Consider the following 21,083-nt stretch of genomic DNA (forward strand, 5'->3'; position numbering starts at 1 on the left):
CGGCCGGTCGGGCCCCCCGCGAGGGGGTCCTCGACCGGCCGTTCGGCGTTCCGGGAAGGCTCGCCGGGCCCCCGCCGCCACGCTGTGAGCCAGAACGCATCCGGCCCTTGAGTTCGACACTTCGATGGATATACTCCGGATCGACTCAGGCGTGAGGGAGGTCTCCATGACCTGCACGAACGCGCGCGGCCCTCGCGGGTCCGGGCGGGCGTCCCGACTCTCCTGACCAGCCGGCCGCATCGTGCCGTGTGGTTCCCCCTGTCGAGAAGCTGAGGTTGCATCGCGTGTTGAAGCCGATGGAGGGCGTCCGGGTCCTCGAGGTCGCCCAGTTCACCTTCGTGCCGTCCGCCGGCGCTGTGCTGGCGGACTGGGGTGCCGATGTCATCAAGATCGAGCACGCCGAGAAGGGTGACGCGCAGCGAGGCCTGGTGAAGGCCCTCGGTCACGACGTCACGGGCAAGAACAGCTTCGCGCCGATCATGGACGGCCCCAACCGCGGCAAGCGCAGCCTGGGTCTCTCCCTGGAGAAGCCCGAGGCGCGCCGCGTGCTCGAGGACCTGATCAAGAGCAGCGACGTCTTCCTCACCAACTTCCTGCCCGAGGCGCGCCGGAAGCTGGGCATCGAGGTCGAGGACGTCCGGGCGATCAACCCGAAGATCATCTACGCGGTCGGCTCGGCCTTCGGCTACGCCGGTCCCGAGGCGGAGAAGGGCGGCTACGACGGCACGGCCTTCTGGTCGCGTGCCGGCGGCGCCGACACCGCCACCCCGCTCGACTACGAGGGCCTGGTCCAGCAGCCCGGTGGCGCCTACGGCGACAACATCGGCGGCATGACGATCGCCGGCGGCATCTCGGCCGCGCTCTTCGCCCGTGAGCGGACCGGTGAGGCCGCGACCGTCGACATCTCCCTGCTGGGCGTCGGCGCATGGGCCGGCCAGATGAACATCGGCCTCGCGCTGATGGCCGGTGGTCCGCTGCCGAAGTTCGACCCCAAGGCGGGCAACATCACCAATCCGCTGACCGGCACGTACAAGACCAAGGACGGCCGCTACCTGTCCCTGGTCATGCTGCAGCCGGGCCGGTACTGGCCCGACTTCGTCGCCAAGGTCGGGCGGCCCGACCTGGCGACCGACGAGCGGTTCGACTCGGCCGAGAAGCTGATGCAGAACTCCAAGGTCGCCGCCGAGATCGTCGCCGAGATCATCGCGGAGAAGACCAAGGACGAGTGGCTCCCCGCCTTCACGGCGATGGAGGGCCAGTGGGCGGTCGTGCAGAACACCTACGAGGTGGGCACCGACCCCCAGCTGGTGGCGACCGGCAACATCGCCGACGTCACCGACGCCGAGGGCAACCCCCGCAAGCTGATCACCAACCCGGTGCACTTCAACCGGGAGGCGCCGAAGCTCGCGCGCGGCCCGCTCTTCGCCGAGCACACCGACGAGATCCTCGCCGAGCTGGGGCTCTCCGACGAAGAGGCCATCCAGCTGAAGATCGCCGGCGCCGTCACGTGAGCGGGACGACCCCCACCCCGCCGACGACGGACCGGGTCGGCTTCATCGGCCTGGGCAGCCAGGGCGGTCCGATGGCCCGCCGCATCGTCGAGGACGGCGTCGCGACGGTCCTGTGGGCCCGCCGGCAGGAGACGCTCGACGCCTACGCCGACACCGCCGCCGAGTACGCCTCGTCCCCGGCGGACCTCGCGGCGCGCGTGGACATCGCGTGCGTGTGCGTGCTGAACGACGAGGGCGTGGAGGAGGTCGTCGCCGGGCCCGAGGGGCTGCTGTCGGCGATGGCCCCCGGCGGCGTCATCGCCATCCACAGCACCGTGCACCCGGAGACCTGCCAGCGGCTGGCCGAGCAGGCGGCGGCCAAGGGGATCACCCTCATCGACGCCCCGGTCAGCGGTGGTGGCCCGGGTGCCGAGGCCAAGCGCCTGCTGGTCATGGTCGGGGGGGACGCCGAGACGCTGGAGCGGGTCCGTCCCGTCTTCGAGACCTACGCCAACCCGATCGTCCACCTCGGCCCGGTGGGCGCCGGCCAGCGCGCGAAGCTGATCAACAACCTGATGCTGACCGCCAACCTCGGGGTCCTGGAGAGCGCCTACGCCCTGGCGCGGTCGCTCTCGGTCGACCCGGAGCAGCTGAGCACCGTGCTCAGCCACGGCAGCGGCAACAGCTTCGCGGTCAACGTGCTGCGCGGGCCGGACTTCGTGCTCGGCCCGATGGGTGCCATGGCGGGCCCGCTGCTGCAGAAGGACGCGCGGCTCGTCGTCGACCTGGCGACGGCCGCCGGCGCCGAGCCCGGCACCGTCCTGACCGCCGCGGACGCCGCCCTGTCCTCCATGGGCTGCCAGCGGTGACCTGCGCACCTGCGCGGAGGGCGCCGGCCGGGTCCGCCCGGCCGGCGTCCTCGACCCGTCCCCACGCGGAGGACTGACATGTTGCCCGACGACGCGAAGGTCGTCTCCGTCGACGACCACGTCGTCGAGCACCCCCGTGTGTGGCTGGACCGGCTCCCCCTGCGTCACCGGGAGGCCGCGCCGCAGATCGAGCGCGGGCCCGGCGGGCGGGACACCTGGGTGTTCGAGGGGGAGCCGGTGACGGACTTCGGTCTCGACGTCGTCGCCGGCAAGGACCCGCGGGAGTTCGGCGTGGATCCGCTGGGCTACCGCGACATGCGGCCCGGCTGCCACGACATCGGCGCGCGGATCGCCGACATGGACGCCGAGGGCGTGTGGGCCCAGCTGTGCTTCCCCACGTTCGGCGGCCCGGCGGGCAGCACGTTCTTCCGCGCCCGGGACCACGAGCTGGCGACGGCGTGCGTCCGCGCCTACAACGACTTCGTCCTCGACGAGTGGTGCGACGCGGCGCCCGACCGGCAGATCCCGCTCGTGCTGGTCCCCTTCTGGGACGTGCGCGCGGCGGTCGCCGAGGTGCACCGGACCGCGGCGCTCGGCGCCCGCTCGGTGAGCCTGCTCGAGGCGCCGCACCGGCTCGGGCTGCCGTCCTACAACTCCAGCCACTGGGACCCGCTGCTGCGCGCCTGCGAGGAGGCCGAGCTGCCGGTCTCCCTCCACTTCAGCTCCAGCGGCGCCCCGCAGGGCGTCGCGCGCGACTCCGACGCCCTGGTCACGATCGCGCTGTTCGGGGTGAACTCCGTCGTCGCCTGCGTCGAGCTGCTGATGTCGCCGGTGTTCCACCGGTTCCCCGGCCTGCGCGTGGTGTTCTCCCAGGCAGGGATCGGCTGGATGCCCTACGTCCTCGAGCGCGCCGACTACTCCTGGGAGCGGCACCGTTTCTGGTGCGACGTCGACGCCGAGCGCCGCCCCTCGGAGCTGTTCCGCGACCACGTGTACGGCTGCTTCACCTCCGACCAGGCGGGCCTGGACCAGCGGTACGCGATCGGGGTCGAGCAGATCCTCTTCTCCGGCGACTACCCGCACGCCGACTCGAACTGGCCGCACACCCGCAAGGTGCTGGGCGAGCAGCTCGTCGACGTCCCCGACGCCGAGGCCCGGCTGATCGCGGAGGGCAACGCCCGCCGCCTCTTCCGGTTCGCCGCGTGACCACGACCCCCCGCCCCACCCCTGCACAGACCTCGAGGAGCACCACGTGAAGCTGGGATTCATCGGCGCCGGACGCATCGGCCGGCCCATGATCGGCCGGCTCGTCGCCGCCGGTCACCAGGTGCACGTGCTCGACCGTTCCGAGGCGGCGCGCGAGGCCGTGGCCGCCGCCGGCGCCATCCCGGTCGACGACGTCGCGACCCTGGCCGAGGGCGCGCAGGCGGTCCTGCTGTGCCCCTACAGCGACACCCAGGTCAAGGAGATCGCCCTCGACGGCGACCTCATCGACGCGATGGAGCCCGGCACGTTGCTGGTCATCCACACCACGGGCAGCCCGCTGACGGCGACCGCGATCGCCGAGCGCGCCCGGGCCAAGGACATCGAGGTCGTCGACGCGCCCATCAGCGGTGGCCCGCACAACATCGAGGCCGGCGCGGTGACCCTGTACACCGGTGCCACCGAGGCGGGCCTGGAGCGGGCGCGACCCGTGCTGTCGGCCTACGGCGACCCGATCGTGCACCTGGGCACCACCGGCGCCGGGCAGCAGGTCAAGCTCCTCAACAACGCCGTCTTCGCCGCCAACATCGGCGTCATCGCCGAGGCCGTCCGGCTCGCCGGCGAGCTCGGCCTGGACGAGGGCGCCGTGCTGCGCGGCATCACCAACGGCAGCGGCAACAGCATGGCCCTCGGCGGGGCGGCCAACGCCGGCTCCATCGCCACCTTCGGCAAGGCGGTGGGCGAGTTCGTCGGCAAGGACATCGCCGTCGTCAAGCAGGTCGCCGCCCAGCTCGGCGTCGACCTCGGGGTCATGGAGGGCCCGCACCAGGTCCTCGCCGACCTGCTCCTGCCCGAACACCGCGCGCTCCTGCTCGCCGACGCGAGCGCCTGACCACCGTCCGACCCCCCTGTCGCGTGCAGTCGCCGCGACACCTCAGTGAAGAGGAGACCCACATGGCGTTCGCCGTGGACCGGATGCTCATCGACGGCGAGCTCGTGCCCGCCGGCACGGGCAGGACCTTCGACAACATCAACCCGGCGACCGAGGAGGTCGTCGGCTCCGTCCCGGACGCCGACGCCACCGACGTCGAGCGGGCCATCGGCGCCGCGCGCCGGGCCTTCGACACGACCGACTGGTCGACCGACGTCGAGCTCCGCCGGCGCTGCCTCACCCAGCTTCGCGACGCCCTGCGCGCCGAGGTCGAGACCCTGCGCGGTCTCGTCGTCGCGGAGACCGGTTCGCCGGTCATGCTGACCCAGGGCATCCAGCTCGAGGCGCCGATCGGCTTCTTCGACCACTACATCGACCTGCTCGAGAGCTTCGAGTTCGAGCGCACGGTGCCGACCAAGGAGCTCATGGGCTCCCGCGTCGACCGGGTGATCCGCCGCGAGGCGGCGGGCGTGGTCGCGGCCATCACGCCGTGGAACTATCCCTTCTACCTCAACATCGCGAAGATCGCGGGCGCCCTGGCGGCCGGCTGCACCGTGGTGCTCAAGCCCGCCCCCGACACCCCGTGGAGCGCGCTGGCCATCGGCGCCATCGCCGCGGCCCACACCGACATCCCGGCCGGTGTCCTCAACGTGGTGACCACCAGCGACAACTCGGTCGCCGAGATCCTGGCGACGCACCCCGACGTCGACCAGGTGACCCTCACGGGTTCCACCGCGACCGGCCGCAAGGTCATGGCCGCCGCCTCCGGGACGATCAAGCGCGTCACCCTGGAGCTGGGCGGCAAGTCTGCCGCGATCCTGCTGGAGGACGCCGACTTCCAGGCGATCATCCCGGGGCTCGCCGGTGGCGTCTGCGCCCACGCCGGTCAGGGGTGCGCCCAGCTGACCCGCATGCTGGTGCCGCGTGCCCGGTACGAGGAGGCCATCGCGATCGCCGCGGCCGTCATGCCGCACGTCCCGTGGGGCGACCCGACCGAGCCCGGCACCGTCATGGGCCCGGTCGTGAACGCCCGCCAGCGGGACGGCATCCTGCGCTACATCCAGTCGGCGCGTGACGAGGGCGGCCGCATCGCCTACGGTGGCGAGCCGCTGGACCGCGAGAAGGGCTACTACGTGCCCCCGACCCTCATCGCCGACGTGGACCCCAAGTCCACCGTGGCGCAGGAGGAGATCTTCGGGCCGGTCCTCGTCGTGCTGCCCTACGACGACGAGGAGGACGCCATCCGGATCGCCGACAACACACTGTTCGGCCTGTCGGGCGCCGTCTTCAGCGCCGACACCGCGCGGGCCATGCGGATCGCCCGCCGGCTCCGGACCGGCACGGTCGGGGTCAACGGCGCCCAGTGGTTCGACGTCCAGTCCCCCTTCGGTGGCTACAAGCAGAGCGGCCTCGGCCGTGAGTGGGGCAACGAGGGGCTCGAGGACTTCCTCGAGGTCAAGACCATCGCCTTCCCCGCGGCCGACTGACCGCGGGCTCGAGAAGAACAGAGAGGACATCCAGTGGGAAGAGTTGAGGGCAAGGTCGCCTTCGTCACCGGTGCCGCCCGCGGCCAGGGTCGCAGCCACGCCGTCCGCCTGGCGGAGGAGGGCGCCGACATCATCGCGGTCGACATCTGCAAGGACATCGCGACCAACGAGTACGCGCTCTCCTCGCCCGACGACCTGAAGGAGACCGCGCGCCTGGTCGAGGCCCACGACCGGCGGATCGTCACCGTCGAGGCCGACGTCCGGGAGCGCAGCCAGCTGGCCGCGGCCCTCGAGCAGGGCATCGCGGAGCTCGGCAAGGTCGACATCGTCGTCGCCAACGCGGGCATCATGCCGCTGGGCGGCGAGCCGAAGCTGCAGGCCTGGACCGACGTGGTCGACACCAACTTCCTCGGTGTCGTCAACGCCGTCCACGCGGCCCTGCCGCACCTCCCCGACGGCGCCTCGATCATCGCTACCGGGTCGGCCGCGGCGTTCATGACCGGCGCGGGCATCGCGCAGGCGGGGGAGAACCCCGGCGGCGCCGGCTACAGCTACGCCAAGCTGCAGCTGTCGGAGTTCATCCACGAGATCGCCCGCAACGTCGCGCCCCGCATGATCCGGGCCAACGTGGTGCACCCGACCAACTGCAACACGAACATGCTCAACAGCGCCCCCATGTACCGGGCCTTCCGCCCGGACATGGAGAACCCGACCCGCGAGGACGCCCTGCTGGCCTTCCCGGCCCAGCAGCTGCTGCCCATCCCGTACGTCGAGCCCATCGACATCAGCAACGCGGTGCTCTTCCTCGCCTCGGACGAGTCCCGCTACGTCACCGGTCTCCAGCTGCGGGTGGATGCCGGTTCCTACCTGAAGTTCCACGACTTCCATGTCTGAGACGCTGAGGAGCACCCAGATGAAGGTCCGCGTCGACCCGAACATCTGCCAGGGACACACCCTGTGCGCCATGACCGCGCCCAACCTCTTCGTCCTGAGCGACGAGGACGGCCACGCGTCGGCCATCACCGAGGACGTCCCCGCCGGCCAGGAGGAGCTCGCCCGCGAGGCGGCCCGCTCCTGTCCCGAGCAGGCAATCGTCCTCTCGGAGTGACGGCGGGGCACACGGGAGGACCGAGATGAGCATCGACGAGACGACCGCTCCGCGCGTCGACGACGAGTCGCGCAAGGAGGGACGTCGCATCGTCCTGGACCGGCACGGCCCGGAGTACCGGACCGAGTTCGTGGACTGGGCGCAGCGGTTGCACGCGGGTCCGCGCATCGCGTGGAACGACACGCACGGCGGTTACTGGTTCGTCAACGGCAACCAGGAGCTGTTCGACGTCGCCCGCCGGTCCGACGTGCTGTCGAACGATCACGACATCCACAACCGGCGGCGGGGGTACAAGGGCATCAACGTGCCCCCGCCGCCGGAGAGCAGCGGCACCATCGGCGGGTTCCTGGAGATGGACCCGCCGCGCCAGCGGTACTACCGCAACGCCCTGAACCCCTACCTGTCGCCGGCGGCGGTGGCACGGTGGCAGCCGGTGCTCGACGAGATCACCCGCGCCGCGATCGACGAGAAGATCGAGAGCGGCCGGATCGACTTCGTCGAGGACCTGGCCAACATCGTGCCCGCGGTCCTCACCATGGCCCTGCTGGGGCTGCCGCTGCGGGACTGGGTCGTCTACAACGAGCCGGCCCACGCCACGGTGTACACGCCGCAGCACTCCCCGGACTACCCGCGGGTGATGAAGATGGCGATGGACATGGGGATGTCGCTGTTCGGGCGCCTGCAGGAACTCAGGGCCACCCCCCGTCCCGGTCTGATCGACGCGATCATCAACGCGGACCTGGGCGGGGAGGGCCCCGAGGACGACATGGAGATCGTCGGTGTCGTCATGCTCCTCGTCGGCGGTGGGTTCGACACCACCACCGCGCTGACGGCGCACTCGCTCGAGTGGCTGGGGGAGCACCCCGACCAGCGCGAGCGGCTGCACCGCGAGTGGGACGCCCTCCGCGACAGCGCCACCGAGGAGTTCCTGCGCTTCTACACCCCGGCGCAGGGCGACGGCCGCACGGTCTCGGCGGACGTGGAGATCGACGGCGTCCGGTTCCACGAGGGCGACCGGCTCTGGCTGTCCTGGGCCATGGCCAACCGGGACGAGCAGGTGTTCGCCGATCCGCACGAGATCAAGCTGGACCGCACGGGCAACCGGCATGCCAGCTTCGGCCTCGGCATCCACCGGTGCATCGGCTCGAACGTCGCCCGCGCGGGGTTCAAGACGATGACGAAGGCGGTCCTGGACCGCATGCCCGACTTCGTGTGCGACCCGGCGGGGACCGTGCACTACGAGACCACCCAGGTCATCAACGGCATGCGGCACCTGCCCGCCACCTTCACCCCGGGCAAGCGCCTCGGCCCGGGGCTGGAGGAGACGATCGACAGGCTCCAGACGATCGTCGACGAGCAGGGGCTCGCCGAGCCGATCACGGTCCGCAAGGACCGCGCCCGGCTCGCCTGAGCGCGCTACGCGCGGGGGCCGGGCCGGGGCGCCAGACGTCCCGGCCCGGCTCCTGTGCCGTCGCAGGACCGGGCGTGGCCACCGCGCCGCGCCCACCCCGATCCCTCACCGCGGAACCGACGACGTCGGGCCCGCACCACCGCAAGGGGAGAACGGCATGACCGTCGACGACGCCCTGGCCCCCGAGGCCGACCGCGCGCGGCTGCGCATCGAGCTCGACCGCCACGGACCGGAGTACCGCACCGAGTTCGTGCGGTGGGTCGACCGCCTGCACGCCGAGGCGCCGATCGCGTGGAACGACACCCACGGCGGCTACTGGTTCGTCAACGGCAACACGGAGCTGTTCGACGTGGCCCGCCGCGCGGACGCCCTCTCCAACGACGCCGACATCTTCAACCGGCGCCGCGGCTACGACGGGATCAGCATCCCCGCCGGCCCCAAGGAGGCCCGCGGCGGCATGATCGGCGGGTTCCTCGAGATGGACCCGCCGGTCCAGCGCTACTACCGCAACGCGCTCAACGCCTACCTCTCGCCGGCCGCGGTCGCGCGCTGGCAGCCGGTGCTCGACGAGATCACCCGCGCGGCCCTCGACGAGGTGATCGAGACCGGCCGGATCGACTTCGTCGACGACCTGGCCAACATCGTCCCCGCGGTCTTCACGATGGCCCTGCTCGGGCTGCCGCTGGAGGACTGGGTCATCTACTGCGAGCCCGCGCACGCCGGCGTCTACACGCCGATCCACTCGCTGGACTACCCGCGGGTGCGCGAGCTCGGGATCACGATGGGCATGCGGATGTTCCAGAGCATCCAGGAGCTGAAGACCGACCCGAAGCCGGGGCTGCTGGACGCCGTCATCCGTGCCGACGTGGGTGACCACGAGAAGGACGACATGGAGATCGTCGGGATCGCCATGCTCCTCATCGGCGGCGGTTTCGACACCACCACGGCGCTCACCGCCCACGCCCTCGAGTGGCTGTCGGAGCACCCCGACCAGCGCGAGCGGCTGATCAGCGAGTGGGACACCCTGCGCGACAGCGCCACCGAGGAGTTCCTGCGCTTCTACACCCCGGCGCAGGGCGACGGCCGCACCGTCTCCCAGGACGTCGAGATCCACGGCGTCCACCTGCAGGAGGGCGACCGGCTCTGGCTGTCGTGGGCGATGGCCAACCGTGACGAGACGGTCTTCGAGGACCCGCACTCGGTCAGGCTCGACCGCACGGGCAACCGGCACGCCAGCTTCGGCCTCGGCGTCCACCGCTGCATCGGCTCCAACGTCGCCCGCGCGGCGTTCAAGACCATGCTGCAGGCCGTGCTGGACCGGCTGCCCGACTTCGTGTGCGACCCCGCCGGCGCCGTCCACTACGAGACGACGCAGGTGATCAACGGCATGCAGCACCTGCCGGCCACGTTCACCCCCGGGCGCCGCCTCGGCCCGGGGCTGCAGGAGACCATCGCCCGCCTGCAGCGGATCGTCGACGAGCAGCGTCTCGCCGAGCCGATCACGGTCCGCAAGGATCGGGCGCAGCTCACCACCTGAACACGGCCCCCTGCCCCCCGTCGACCGTGGCGGGGAGCAGGGGGCGAGAGTGGTGCCGGGGGCACGGGCTGGAGCCCGAGCCCCCGGCACCGGCATGACGACCCCGAACCGGTACCGACCTGTTGGAGCAACTCCCATGACCTACGTGATCGCCGAGCCCTGCGTCGACGTCCTCGACCGTTCCTGCGTGGACGCCTGCCCGGTCGACTGCATCTACGAGGGCGGCCGGATGGCCTTCATCCAGCCCGAGGAGTGCGTCGACTGCGGTGCCTGCGTGCAGGTGTGCCCCGTGGAGGCCATCTTCTACGAGGACGACCTGCCCGAGGAGTGGGCCGGGTACACCGCCCTCAACGCCGCCTTCTTCGCCGGCGTCGGCTCCCCGGGTGGGACGGCGAACCTGCCGAAGGGGACCGTGCCCGACCCGGCCGAGGTCACCGCCCTCCCGCAGCGGCCGGCCGAGGACTGACCTCCCCGCTCCGCCGACCGTTCTCCCCAGCCACACCCCGGCGCCCCGCCGACGCGGCGCCACGACCCGAGAGAAGGACACGTGACCCAGCCCCTGCCGTTGGTCCTGCCGTGGACCGAGTGGTACTGGACGTCGGGTGCCGACGGGAAGCTGCGCGTCCAGGGCTGCTCGTCCTGCGACGCGCTGATCCACCCGAGCAAGCCGATCTGTCACCTGTGCGGGAGCCGTGACCTCGCCGTCCGCGAGCTCTCCGGTCGCGGCACGCTCTTCGGGTTCACGATCAACCACCACTTCCCCTTCCCGGGCGTGACCAACCCGTTCGCCGTCGCCCAGGTGGCGCTCGAGGAGGACCCCCGCGTCAAGCTGACGACCCGGGTCGTGGAGGCCGAGCCGGACACGCTGCGCCTCGGCATGGCCATGGAGGTCGTCTTCGAACAGGTCGACGACGTCTGGCTGCCGCTGTTCCGGCCGTCGGCGCAGCAGCCGGCCGAGCCGGCGCCGCTGCCCGAGGACGAAGAGCCCGTCGAGCGGATCCGGACGCTGGTCCGCCCCCGGCTCGGCACCCGCAAGTTCGAGGACGACGCCGTCCTCTCCGGGGTCGGTGCCTCGAAGGTCGGCCGCCGGCAGATGGTCGACCCGCTGTCGCTGACCGTCGACGCCTGCCAGGCGGCGGTGGCCGACGCCGGTCTCACCATGGCCGACATCGACGGCCTGTCCACCTACCCGGGCGGCGGGGTGGAGAGCGGCTTCAGCGAGGGCGGCGTGACCGCCCTCGAGGCGGCGCTGCGCATCCGCCCCACCTGGTACAACGGCGGCGGCGAGACCTTCGGCCCGGGCGGGTCGGTCATCGCGGCGATGCTCGCCGTCTCGGCCGGGCTGGCCCGGCACGTGCTGTGCTTCCGGACGCTGTGGCAGTCCAGCCAGGAGACCCTCGCGCGGCAGGGCTACTTCGGCGGTGGCGGCCGCATGCGCATCGGCGGGGACATGGGCTGGGGGATGCCGTTCGGCGCGACCTCGGCGGCGCACCTGCTCGCCCAGACCGCGAACCGGTACATGCACAAGTACGGCGCCACCCGCGAGACGCTCGGCTGGATCGCGCTCAACCAGCGCGCCAACGCCGCGCTCAACCCCACCGCCGTCTACCGCGACCCGATGACGATGGACGACTACCTGGGTGCCCGCATGGTCACGACGCCGTTCGGGCTCTACGACAACGACGTGCCCATCGACGGGTCCATCGCGGTGATCGTGTCCGCCGCCGACGCGGTCGGTGACCTGGCCAAGCCGCCGGTGCGCATCGAGGCCGTCGGCACGCAGCTCATCGAGCGGATGGAGTGGGACCAGAGCACCTCCACCCACGAGCCCCAGGTGTTCGGCCCGGCGGCGCACATGTGGACCCGCACGGACCTGCGCCCCGACGACGTCGACGTCGCTTTGCTCTACGACGGCTTCAGCTTCAACTGCCTGTCGTGGCTGGAGGGGCTCGGTTTCTGCGGCGTCGGCGAGGCGAAGGACTTCCTCGACGGCGGCAAGAACATCGCCCGGGACGGCGTCCTCCCGCTGAACACCAACGGCGGTCAGCTGTCGCACGGCCGCACCCACGGGATGGGCCTGGTCCAGGAGGCGGTCCTGCAGCTGCGCAAGGAGGCCGGCGACCGGCAGGTCCACGGCGCCCGCACCGCGGTGGTCAGCAGCGGCGGTCTGACGCCCAGCGGCGTGCTGCTGCTGCGTACGGACTCCTGAGCCGACGGTGTCCCCGGGCCGCCCGGCGGCCCGGGGACACCCTCGACCCGAGGCGCGGGCGGCCGTATGCTGCCTGATGTTGTGATGCCTTTAGAAACATGGATGGGTGGCATGGCGGACGACGGGGAGACGCTCTTCATCGACGGGAAGTGGCTCCCGGCCGACGACGGGCGGACGTTCGACGTCACCGACCCCAGCAACGGGCGGGTGATCGGCCGGGCCGCGGACGCGGGCGCGGCCGAGACCGACCGCGCGATCGCCGCGGCCGACGCGGCGTTCGTCTCGTGGAGCCGCACCACGGCCTACCAGCGCGCCGAGGTGCTCTGGACGGCCCACCGCCTGATGACCGAGCGGGCGGAGGAGCTCGCCGCGCTGATGACCGCCGAGCAGGGCAAGCCGCTCAAGGCGGCCCGCAACGAGGTGCGCTACGCCGCGGACTTCCTCAGCTGGTTCGCCGAGGAGGCCAAGCGGGTCTACGGCAGCACCATCCCGTCGTCCCGCCCCGAGCAGCGGCTGTCGGTGCTGCGCCAGCCCGTCGGCGTGGTCGCGGGCATAACGCCGTGGAACTACCCGATCTCGATGATCACGCGGAAGGTCGCCCCCGCGGTCGCCGCCGGCTGCACGATCGTGCTCAAGCCGGCCGAGCAGACCCCGCTGTGCGCCGTCGCCGTCTTCGAGATCCTCGCCGAGGCGGGCCTGCCTGCCGGCGTCGCGAACCTGGTGACGACGAACCGTCCGGAGTCCGTCGGCGACCGCCTGCTGGACTCGCCGGTGGTGCGCAAGCTGACCTTCACCGGCTCCACCGAGGTGGGGAAGGCGCTCGCCGCCCGCGCCGCGGCGACCATGAAGCGCGTCTCCATGGAGCTCGGCGGCCACGCCCCGATGATCGTGTTCGACGACGCCGACCCGGTGCACGCGGCCAAGGGCGCCGCACTGGTGAAGTTCCTCAACACCGGTCAGGCGTGCATCAGCCCGAACCGCATCTACGTGCAGCGCGGCATCTTCGACACCTTCGCCGCCGCCCTCGTGGACCGCGTGGCCACGCTCAAGGTCGGCGCCGGCACCGAGCCCGGCGTGGGCATCGGCCCCCTGGTCGACGAGGCCGCGGTGGCGAAGGTCGAGCGGCAGGTCGACGACGCCGTCGGCAAGGGCGCGCGCCTTCTCTCGGGCGGCGGCCGGCTGGCCGAGGGCGATCTGGCCGCCGGCCGGTTCTTCGCCCCGACCGTGGTCGCCGACGTCGACGAGTCGATGGTCATCTACCGCGAGGAGACCTTCGGCCCGGTCGCGGCGCTCATCCCGTTCGACGACGAGGACGAGGTCCTGCAGCGGGCGAACGACACCGAGTACGGGCTGGCCTCGTACGTCTACACCAACGACCTCGGCCGTGCGGTCCGGGTGTCGGAGGCGCTGCGCTTCGGCATCGTCGGCGTCAACGACATCAATCCGACGGCCGCGGCCGCGCCCTTCGGCGGGGTCGGGGCCAGTGGCCTCGGCCGCGAGGGCGGGGCCGAGGGCATCGACGAGTACCTCGACGTCAAGCTCGTGGGGCTCGTCGTCCCCTGAAGGGGCACCCTGGGAACCCAGGGACACAGACCGGCGTCCTGGACGTCGCCCGGCGGCGCCGACCGCGAGTCCGCCGCCGGGACAGTCGTACACATCGAACGAGGAGTGGATATGAAGCTCAAGGTCGGACAGACGCTGACCAGTGCGGTCGACGCGACGTCGCTGGTGGTCGTGCGGGCGCCGGAGGGCGACGTGGACGTGACCTGTGGTGGCGCGCCGATGACCGCGCCGGGGGAGACCGCGGCCGCCGGTGCCACCGCGGAGGGCGAGGCCGGCAACGGCGTCCTCATGGGCAAGCGCTACGCGGACGAGGCCCTGGGCCTCGAGCTGCTGTGCGTGAAGCCCGGCGACTACGCCGTCGCCGTGAACGGCACGCAGCTGGCGCAGAAGAGCGCCCAGCCGCTGCCCGCCTCGGACTGACCGCCAGGGGGCGGGGCCGCGCGGCCCCGCCCCCGGCAGCGGATCCCTCGGCGCACGGCGCCGGGGGATCCGGCGCACCCCACGAGAGTTCACGGTCGGCCGCCGGCGGCGGTCGGCCCCCAGAAGGGAGAGTCCGGTGGCCCGGAAGGCACGGACAGACACGGGCAGCTCGGGCGTCGGCGTGGCCCGGTTCCTGCTGCGCACCGCGGTGGGCGGCACCATGATCGCCCACGGCGTGAAGCACGGCCGCTCGCTCAAGGGAACCGCCGGCTGGTTCGGCTCCATCGGCTTCAAGCAGCCGATGCTGCAGGCACGGACCAGCGCCGTCGTGGAGATCGGGTCCGGTGCCGCGCTGATCGCGGGTGCGGCCACCCCGCTCGCGGCGTCCGCGGTCGTCGGCACCCTCGCCGTCGCCGCGCGGTCGGTGCACATCCCCAACGGCTTCTTCATCAACGCCGAGGGCTGGGAGTACGTCGCCAACCTCTCGGTCGCCTCGGTCGCGCTGGCGGCGCTGGGCCCCGGCGGCTGGAGCGTGGACCGCGCCCTGGGCACCGACCGGTTCTCCGGCCCGCGGGCCGCGCTGTTCGTCGCGGGCCTCGGCCTCGGCGGCGCGGCGGCCCAGCTGGCCACCTTCTGGACCAAGCCGGCGCCGAAGCCCGTCGCGGGCTGAGCGGAGGACACCGTGAGCCAGATCCCGGAGCACGTCGTCGTCGTCGGTGCGGGGCTGGGCGGTCTGCGGACCGTCGAGCAGCTGCGTTCCCGCGGCCACACCGGGCGCATCACCCTCATCGGCGCCGAGGTGCACCCGCCCTACGACCGGCCGCCGCTGTCCAAGCAGATCCTCAACGGCACCTGGGAGCCGGCCAAGGCCACGTTCCGGGACCTCGAGGGGCTGGCCGAGCTCGACGTCACCACGGTCTTCGGCAAGCGCGCCGTCGGCCTCGACGGCACCACCGTGCAGCTCGAGGACGGCACCGCGGTGAGCGGCGACGTCGTCGTCCTGGCGACCGGCGTCACCGCGCGCACCCTTCCCGGGCAGCCGGCCGGGGTCGTCACCCTGCGGACGCTCGACGACGCGATCGCCCTGCGCGGGGCCTTCGACTCGCTGTCGTCGCTGCTCATCGTGGGCGCCGGCTTCATCGGTGCCGAGGTCGCCTGCGCGGCCCACGCCCGCGGGGTGCAGGTGACCGTGCTCGAGGCGCTCCCCGTTCCGGTCGAGCGGGCGCTCGGGCGTGAGGTCGGCGCGCTGGCCGCCCGCCTGTTCACCGAGGGCGGCATCGACCTGCGCTGCGACACGCGGATCACCCGCTTCGTGGACGAGCGCACGGTCGAGCTCTCCGACGGGTCGACCCTCGGCGCGGACCTGGTGCTGGTCGGCATCGGGTCGCTGCCGGACGTGGACTGGCTGGCGTCGTCGGGCTTCGACACGACGAACGGGGTCGCCTGCGACGCCTCCGGACGGGTCGTCGGCACCAGCGGGGTGTGGGCCCTCGGGGACATCGCCTCCTGGTGGGACGAGTCCCGGGGCCGCCACCACCGCAACGAGCACTGGACCACGACGGTGGACCAGTCCTCCATCGTGGCCAGCGACATCCTCGGCACAGAGCCGCCCGCCGCCACGGTGCCGTACGTGTGGTCCGACCAGTTCGGCATGAAGGTGCAGACCTTCGGGCGCACCGACCTCGCCGACGAGGTCGCCCAGCTGCACGGCACGGGGATGGACGGCGGTCCCGTGAAGGGCACCGTCGTCGGCTACTTCGCCGGTGGCGTGCTGGTCGGGGTCGTCGGCTTCGGCGCGCCGGCCAAGCTGGTGCGCTACCGCGCGATGATCGCCGAGGGGGCCGCCCGGGACGCCGTCCTGGCCCAGTCCGACGCCGGGTCCGCGGTCGGCGGCTGACCGGACCCACCGCTCCACCCGACGCGCACGCTCGCCGCGGGCCCCGACCTCCGGGCCCGCGGCGAGCGTGCCGTCTCAGCACGTACTCCGACCGGACCGTCCGCCGGAGCCTCCACGACAGGAGATCTGCATGACCGCGAACAGGCTCGCCGGCAAGGTCGCGCTCATCACGGGCGCGGCCCGTGGCCAGGGCCGGGCGGAGGCCGTCCGGCTGGCCGCCGAGGGCGCCGACATCATCGCCCTGGACAACTGCGTCACCGCCGGGACCACCGACTACGCCGGTCCGACCGAGGAGGACCTGGCCGAGACCGTGAAGCTGGTCGAGGCGCAGGACCGGCGGATCCTGGCCCGCAAGGCCGACATCCGGGACTTCGCGGCGCTGCAGGCGCTGGTGAAGGACGGCGTGGAGGAGTTCGGCCGGCTCGACGTGGTGGTGGCCAACGCCGGCATCTGCTCGGGCAACTGGTCGTGGGAGATCCCGGTCGAGCAGTGGCAGGAGACCATCGACGTCAACCTGACCGGCACCTTCTACACGATGAAGGCCACCATCCCGACGCTGATCGAGCAGGGCACCGGCGGGTCGATCATCATCACCAGCTCGGTCGCCGGGCTGCGCGGGCACCCGTTCCTGGCCCACTACGCGGCCAGCAAGCACGGCGTCGTCGGCATGGCGAAGTCCATGGCCGTCGAGCTCGGGCAGTACAACATCCGGGTCAACACGATCCACCCGCACGGCGTCGCGACCGGGATGCAGCCCGGGCGGATGGGCGAGCTCATCGTGGAGAACGCCGCCACCCTCGGGCCGATCTTCATGCAGACCCTGCCCGACCCCATCTCGCAGCCGGAGGACATCGCGGCCGTGGTCGCCTTCCTCGCCTCCGACGACTCCCACCACATGACCGGCGTCCAGCTGCCGGTCGACCTGGGCACGCTGCTGCGCTGATCCGGCGCAGGACGCACGAACGGCCCCGGGCGCTGGACGCACCGGGGCCGTTCGGGTTCGGAGGGGCCGCTAGACCCCCGGGTGGAGCCGGACGCGGGCGGTGCCGGGCGCGGTCTTCGCGCCCGTCTGGTTCTCCGACCACAGGTCCAGCTCGAGGACGGTGCTGCCGTCGTCGGCCGTGGTCCGCCCGGTCACGGTGCCGGTGATCGTGATCCGGTCGCCCTTGAGCGCCGGGGACTTGAAGCGGCACTCGAGGTGCTCGAGCAGGCCGCGGTCGCCGACCCACTGCTCGACGGCGCAGTGCATCCACGCCCAGATCAGGTTGCCCATGCCGAAGGCGCCGGGCATGCCGGCGGCCTTGCCGGCCTCGTCGTCCATGTGGATGTCGACGAACTCGTAGTTGACCGCGGCGTAGCGGTTCCAGGCGTGCAGCCCGGCCTGCCGGACGAACGGCGGGACGGTGGCGCCCACCTCGAACTCTCCCGCGGTGGCGGCCGGGGTCTGGACGTCGGTCATCGGATCTCCCTGGCTGGTTCGGCGGGTCAGTAGCGGATCAGGGACATGGTGGCGGTCTTGATCCGCTCGCCGTCCTGGTTGGTCCACGTCGTCGCGGTGTCGGTGACGAGCATGGCGCCCAGCCGGCTCTCCTTCTCCTGGTACCGGGCGATGACCGTCTCCGAGCGGATGACGTCCCCGGGCCGGATGCGGACGCCGGTGTAGTCGACGACCAGGCCGCCGTTGAGGGCCCGGAACAGGTCGGGCGGCTGGACGCCGAGGTTCTGCTCCATGGCGCCGACCGCCTTGTACTTCGGGTCGACCTCGAAGGCCTTCGCGTTGGGCTCGGTGCGGGCCGCGGCCCAGGCGAAGACGCTGATGTCGAGGGGGGCGACGAGGGTGCCCGCGGCCTCGGCGCCGGGGTCCAGGTAGTGCGCCGGCGGGGCCTCCGGGTAGTACACGGCGATGGCCCAGCGCCGGATGTCCGATGCGGTCACCGGATAGGAGACGGTGACGCCGTAGGGCTGCCCCACGATCGCCGCCATGTCCGGCCGGACCAGTCCCAGCTCGCTCATGTGCTCACCTCTCGCGTTCGCCGTCGTCGGCGACTCCCGGCTTCGGAACATACATGTGGAACTGTCGACCCAGAACAGACCCCTGAGTCCGGTTCAGCCCTCGGTCGCGTGGGCGGTCCGTCCGGCCAGGACGACGGCCCGTACCCGCTCCGCCGAGGGGGTGTCGAGCACGTCGGCGGGGCTCCCGTCGAGGAGTACGAGATCCGCGGGGACCCCGGGCGCCACGGCGCGGGGCGGCCCGCCGGGGGAGTCGGGCGGGCCCAGGTAGGCGGCCAGCGCGGCGGCCGGGCCCAGCCGCTCCGCGGCACCGACGACGGCGCCCGCGCGGGTCCGCCGGCCGACCGCGGCGGCGAGCACGCGCCAGGGGTCGAGGGGCCCGTGCGGGGCGTCGCTGGACAGCGCCACCGGTACGCCGCACGCGAGCAGGCTGGCCGCGCGGTACAGGTCGTCGTGCTCGTCGGCGGGGACGTCGCGCAGGTAGTCGTCGCCCCGGTCGGCCAGGAACCCCGGCTGGGTGACCACCCGCAGCCCCCGGCGGGCGAGGTCGGCCACAACCGCCCCGGGGACCAGTGCGGCGTGCTCGACGCGGTCACCCGGGCGGACGCCGGCGAGGTCGAGCGCGGCCAGGAGCAGGGCCAGGGCCTCGCGGGTGACGACGTGCACCGCCACCGCGCGCCCGGCGGCGTGCGCGGCGCGGATGCGGGCGACGAGCGGATCGAGGTCGGGCAGCCCCGAGTCGGCCAGGACGATCTTGACCGGCCCGGCGGTGAGCCCGGCGGGCAGGGCGCCGTCCAGGGGCGCGCCCAGGAGGGTGACCCCCTGGGGCAGCACGCCGTCGCGCCGCGCGGCCGCCAGCGCCGCCACGGCCGCCGGGGCGAGGTCCGGGGTCGCGTCGGTGACCGCCGTGATGCCGAACCGGGTGAGCTCGCCCCCGACGGTGGTGAGGTCCGGCAGCCGGGCGGGGCCCAGGCGCTCGCGCAGCCAGTCGTCGGCGCGCCACAACCGCCCGGTCGGCCGCCCGGATGCGTCCCGTTCCACGCCGGGATGGTCGGCCGAGGCGAGCCCCAGGGCCGCGGCGCCGGCGGAGTTCACCACCCACAGGGCGCCGCTGCGGTGCTGCACCCGGACCGGCCGCTCGGCGTGCAGCCGGTCCAGGGCGGCGGAGTCCAGGTCGCCGGCGACGGTCTCGGCGTAGCCGGTGCCCCGGATCCACCCGTCCTCGCCCGGCCCCGCCGCCGCCAGCGCCCGCCGCAACAGGCCGGCGTCGGTCACCGCGGGCGGGCCGGACGGCACCGAGCGGGCCGCCGCGGCCATCGCGTGCAGGTGCAGGTGGGCGTCGACCAGGCCGGGCAGCAGTGTGCCCCCCCGGCCGGGCAGCACCTCCTCGGTGGTCCGGTGCAGGGCCGGGCCCACCTCGACGACCCGGACGCCACCGACCCGGACGTCGACCCGCCGGCCGTCGAGCAGGACGACGTCCCGGAACAGCAGCCCGCTCACGGGGCTCATGGTTCGCTCCCGCGCGGCGCTCCGCTCCTCGCTCGCTGGCGCTCGCTGCGATGCTCACGCCGCTGTCCGCTCACGGGCTTCATGGTTCGCTCCCGCGCGGCGCTCCGCTCCTCGCTCGCCGGCGCTCGCTGCGATGCTCACGCCGCTGTCCGCTCACGGGGCCCCGATGCCCAGCTCGGCGAGGACCGCCGCAGTGTCCGCACCGGCCTGGGGAGCGACCCCGGGCACCGTGCGCCGCCGCGGGGGCGCCACCGGGACGGCGCCGTCGGCGGTGTCGACCACCCAGCGCTCGCCCTCCCGGCGGGCCGCGGGGGACGGGCCGTCCGGGACGCCGACGAGGGTGGCCGCGACGACGTCGGTCATCGAGACGTCCCGGAGGACACCGGGCCCGTCCGGCGACGCGGTCATCGCCAGCGCGGCGACGGTGAGGCCGGTCAGCGGATCGGCGATCGCGTCGCCGACGAACAGCGGGGACCCCTCGGCGTCCCGGGCGACCAGCCCGGCGCAGGCCGCGACGTCGTCCCCGAAGCCGATCCGGCCCGAGGCCCGGCCCCCCGCGGTCAGCGAGATCCAGGTGGTGCCCGCGGCGACCGCCGCCTCGGCGTCCAGCCCGAAGCCCGCCAGCGCGCGCGGCCGGGACGCCTCGATCACCACGTCGGCCGCCGCGACGAGGGCGCCCAGCGCCGCCCGCCCCCGCGGCTCGCCCGGGTCGAGCAGCACGGAGCGGTGCCCCGCGTGCAGGAGGCGGTAGAAGTCGGGGTCGCCGCGGCGGGCGCCGTCCGGCCGGTCGGGGACCTCGACCTTCACGACCCGGGCCCCGGCGAGGCCGAGCAGGGACGCGGCCAGCGGGCCGGCCCAGAGAGCGCTGAAGTCCACGACGAGCAGGTCCTCGACCGGCCGCGGCGACCCGGCGGGGAGCGAGGGAGGGGGTGCGGCGGGGGGGCGGACCGGGCCCGCGGGCACGCCGAGCAGTTCGGCACGCGCGGCCAGTTCCTCGCCCGGGTGCGCGTGGACCCAGGCCGCGACGGCGGGCCACGGATCGGCGGGCAGCTCCCGGCCGACCAGCGCGCCGAGCAGCAGGGGGTCGTCCGGGCGGGCGCAGGAGACGGCGGCCCAGCCGTCGAGCGTGGGCAGGAGGCGGCAGCTTCCGCCCGCCGAGACCCGCCCGGCGCGCCGGTGGCCGGTGAACGCCGCGCGCTCGGCGAGGAGGGCCGCGCCGTCGAGCACGACGGGGTGGGCGGTGCCGGCCGTGGCAGCCGCGATGCGGTCGGTCAGCTCCCGGGCGACCGTGGCGGCCCGGCCGGGCGGCACCAGGGGTGGGCCGTCGGGTGCGCCGGTGAGGGCGACGACCCCGCTGGCGGCCCAGTCGGTCGGCTCGGGCACGACGACCTCCTCCGCTCGGGGCCCGGCAGGCGCGCGAGGCTGGACGCGGCGGGCCG

20 protein-coding genes and 1 pseudogene are annotated in these 21,083 nt (G+C 73.3%); 17 read left to right on the forward strand and 4 right to left on the reverse strand.

Annotated features, from left to right (window positions below; all coding sequences use genetic code 11):
* The first annotated feature begins 284 nt into the window (after positions 1-284).
* The 17 genes and pseudogenes from BMY88_RS20495 (at position 285) to BMY88_RS20570 (ending at position 17,068) form a co-directional block, all read left to right on the forward strand.
* Positions 285-1,511: a CaiB/BaiF CoA transferase family protein gene (locus BMY88_RS20495; protein WP_211435751.1), complete on the forward strand. Its 1,227-nt coding sequence runs from the start codon at positions 285-287 to the stop codon at positions 1,509-1,511.
* The gene (locus tag BMY88_RS20500; RefSeq protein WP_211435752.1) at positions 1,508-2,359 is read left to right on the forward strand and encodes an NAD(P)-dependent oxidoreductase; all 852 of its coding nucleotides are present in this window, start codon (positions 1,508-1,510) and stop codon (positions 2,357-2,359) included. The genes BMY88_RS20495 and BMY88_RS20500 overlap by 4 nt, the downstream gene beginning before the upstream one ends.
* A 78-nt stretch (positions 2,360-2,437) precedes the next feature.
* Positions 2,438-3,565 (forward strand): amidohydrolase family protein, encoded by a 1,128-nt coding sequence (locus tag BMY88_RS20505; RefSeq protein WP_091948219.1) that lies wholly within the window; start codon positions 2,438-2,440, stop codon positions 3,563-3,565.
* Positions 3,566-3,593: 28 nt separating this feature from the next.
* Positions 3,594-4,079 (forward strand): annotated as a pseudogene (locus BMY88_RS24875) (NAD(P)-dependent oxidoreductase); the annotation flags it as partial.
* Positions 4,080-4,454: an NAD-binding protein gene (locus tag BMY88_RS24880; RefSeq protein WP_428978326.1), complete on the forward strand. Its 375-nt coding sequence runs from the start codon at positions 4,080-4,082 to the stop codon at positions 4,452-4,454.
* Between the two features lie 62 nt (positions 4,455-4,516).
* Complete coding sequence (locus tag BMY88_RS20515) at positions 4,517-5,980, forward strand: aldehyde dehydrogenase family protein (RefSeq protein ID WP_091948224.1); 1,464 nt, start codon at positions 4,517-4,519, stop codon at positions 5,978-5,980.
* A gap of 33 nt (positions 5,981-6,013) precedes the next feature.
* Positions 6,014-6,874 (forward strand): mycofactocin-coupled SDR family oxidoreductase, encoded by an 861-nt coding sequence (locus BMY88_RS20520; protein ID WP_091948228.1) that lies wholly within the window; start codon positions 6,014-6,016, stop codon positions 6,872-6,874.
* 19 nt (positions 6,875-6,893) lie between these two features.
* Complete coding sequence (locus tag BMY88_RS20525; protein WP_091948355.1) at positions 6,894-7,088, forward strand: ferredoxin; 195 nt, start codon at positions 6,894-6,896, stop codon at positions 7,086-7,088.
* Positions 7,089-7,113: 25 nt separating this feature from the next.
* Positions 7,114-8,499: a cytochrome P450 gene (locus BMY88_RS20530; protein WP_091948231.1), complete on the forward strand. Its 1,386-nt coding sequence runs from the start codon at positions 7,114-7,116 to the stop codon at positions 8,497-8,499.
* Positions 8,500-8,656: 157 nt separating this feature from the next.
* On the forward strand, positions 8,657-10,036 hold the full coding sequence (locus BMY88_RS20535) for a cytochrome P450 (protein WP_091948234.1): 1,380 nt from the start codon (positions 8,657-8,659) through the stop codon (positions 10,034-10,036).
* Between the two features lie 136 nt (positions 10,037-10,172).
* Positions 10,173-10,502 (forward strand): ferredoxin, encoded by a 330-nt coding sequence (gene fdxA / locus BMY88_RS20540; protein ID WP_091948237.1) that lies wholly within the window; start codon positions 10,173-10,175, stop codon positions 10,500-10,502.
* 81 nt (positions 10,503-10,583) lie between these two features.
* Entirely contained in the window at positions 10,584-12,245 is a 1,662-nt protein-coding gene (locus BMY88_RS20545) for a thiolase C-terminal domain-containing protein (RefSeq protein ID WP_091948240.1), read from the forward strand.
* A 111-nt stretch (positions 12,246-12,356) separates the two neighbouring features.
* Positions 12,357-13,808, forward strand: coding sequence for an NAD-dependent succinate-semialdehyde dehydrogenase (locus BMY88_RS20550; RefSeq protein WP_091948244.1), 1,452 nt, complete (start codon positions 12,357-12,359; stop codon positions 13,806-13,808).
* A 111-nt stretch (positions 13,809-13,919) separates the two neighbouring features.
* Positions 13,920-14,228, forward strand: coding sequence for a hypothetical protein (locus BMY88_RS20555; protein ID WP_091948246.1), 309 nt, complete (start codon positions 13,920-13,922; stop codon positions 14,226-14,228).
* Between the two features lie 136 nt (positions 14,229-14,364).
* Positions 14,365-14,898, forward strand: coding sequence for a DoxX family protein (locus BMY88_RS20560; RefSeq protein WP_211435753.1), 534 nt, complete (start codon positions 14,365-14,367; stop codon positions 14,896-14,898).
* Positions 14,899-14,910: 12 nt separating this feature from the next.
* Positions 14,911-16,125 carry an NAD(P)/FAD-dependent oxidoreductase gene (locus BMY88_RS20565; protein WP_091948249.1) on the forward strand — a complete coding sequence of 405 codons (1,215 nt, stop codon included), beginning with the start codon at positions 14,911-14,913 and terminating at the stop codon, positions 16,123-16,125.
* A gap of 130 nt (positions 16,126-16,255) precedes the next feature.
* Positions 16,256-17,068, forward strand: a complete 813-nt coding sequence (locus BMY88_RS20570) for a mycofactocin-coupled SDR family oxidoreductase (protein WP_091948252.1) — start codon at positions 16,256-16,258, stop codon at positions 17,066-17,068.
* Between the two features lie 69 nt (positions 17,069-17,137).
* Here BMY88_RS20570 and BMY88_RS20575 read toward each other — a convergent pair whose 3' ends face one another.
* The 4 genes from BMY88_RS20575 to BMY88_RS20590 form a co-directional block, all read right to left on the reverse strand.
* Complete coding sequence (locus BMY88_RS20575) at positions 17,138-17,584, reverse strand: MaoC/PaaZ C-terminal domain-containing protein (RefSeq protein WP_091948256.1); 447 nt, start codon at positions 17,582-17,584, stop codon at positions 17,138-17,140.
* 26 nt (positions 17,585-17,610) lie between these two features.
* Complete coding sequence (locus BMY88_RS20580) at positions 17,611-18,138, reverse strand: FAS1-like dehydratase domain-containing protein (protein ID WP_170861216.1); 528 nt, start codon at positions 18,136-18,138, stop codon at positions 17,611-17,613.
* Positions 18,139-18,231: 93 nt separating this feature from the next.
* Entirely contained in the window at positions 18,232-19,644 is a 1,413-nt protein-coding gene (locus BMY88_RS20585; protein ID WP_091948262.1) for an amidohydrolase family protein, read from the reverse strand.
* Positions 19,645-19,797: 153 nt separating this feature from the next.
* Positions 19,798-21,027, reverse strand: coding sequence for a CoA transferase (locus BMY88_RS20590; RefSeq protein WP_211435754.1), 1,230 nt, complete (start codon positions 21,025-21,027; stop codon positions 19,798-19,800).
* Between the last annotated feature and the right edge of the window lie 56 nt (positions 21,028-21,083).

The sequence above is a fragment of the Trujillonella endophytica genome, assembly GCF_900110555.1.
Taxonomy (GTDB): Bacteria; Actinomycetota; Actinomycetes; order Mycobacteriales; family Geodermatophilaceae; genus Trujillonella; species Trujillonella endophytica.

Coding starts and splice junctions, on each gene's coding strand:
- BMY88_RS20505 (WP_091948219.1), top strand. CDS start 2,438: ATGTTGCCCGACGACGCGAAGGTCGTCTCCGTCGACGACCACGTCGTC.
- BMY88_RS20515 (WP_091948224.1), top strand. CDS start 4,517: ATGGCGTTCGCCGTGGACCGGATGCTCATCGACGGCGAGCTCGTGCCC.
- BMY88_RS20525 (WP_091948355.1), top strand. CDS start 6,894: ATGAAGGTCCGCGTCGACCCGAACATCTGCCAGGGACACACCCTGTGC.
- BMY88_RS20530 (WP_091948231.1), top strand. CDS start 7,114: ATGAGCATCGACGAGACGACCGCTCCGCGCGTCGACGACGAGTCGCGC.
- BMY88_RS20535 (WP_091948234.1), top strand. CDS start 8,657: ATGACCGTCGACGACGCCCTGGCCCCCGAGGCCGACCGCGCGCGGCTG.
- fdxA (WP_091948237.1), top strand. CDS start 10,173: ATGACCTACGTGATCGCCGAGCCCTGCGTCGACGTCCTCGACCGTTCC.
- BMY88_RS20550 (WP_091948244.1), top strand. CDS start 12,357: ATGGCGGACGACGGGGAGACGCTCTTCATCGACGGGAAGTGGCTCCCG.
- BMY88_RS20555 (WP_091948246.1), top strand. CDS start 13,920: ATGAAGCTCAAGGTCGGACAGACGCTGACCAGTGCGGTCGACGCGACG.
- BMY88_RS20570 (WP_091948252.1), top strand. CDS start 16,256: ATGACCGCGAACAGGCTCGCCGGCAAGGTCGCGCTCATCACGGGCGCG.
- BMY88_RS20575 (WP_091948256.1), bottom strand. CDS start 17,584: ATGACCGACGTCCAGACCCCGGCCGCCACCGCGGGAGAGTTCGAGGTG.
- BMY88_RS20580 (WP_170861216.1), bottom strand. CDS start 18,138: ATGAGCGAGCTGGGACTGGTCCGGCCGGACATGGCGGCGATCGTGGGG.
- BMY88_RS20585 (WP_091948262.1), bottom strand. CDS start 19,644: ATGAGCCCCGTGAGCGGGCTGCTGTTCCGGGACGTCGTCCTGCTCGAC.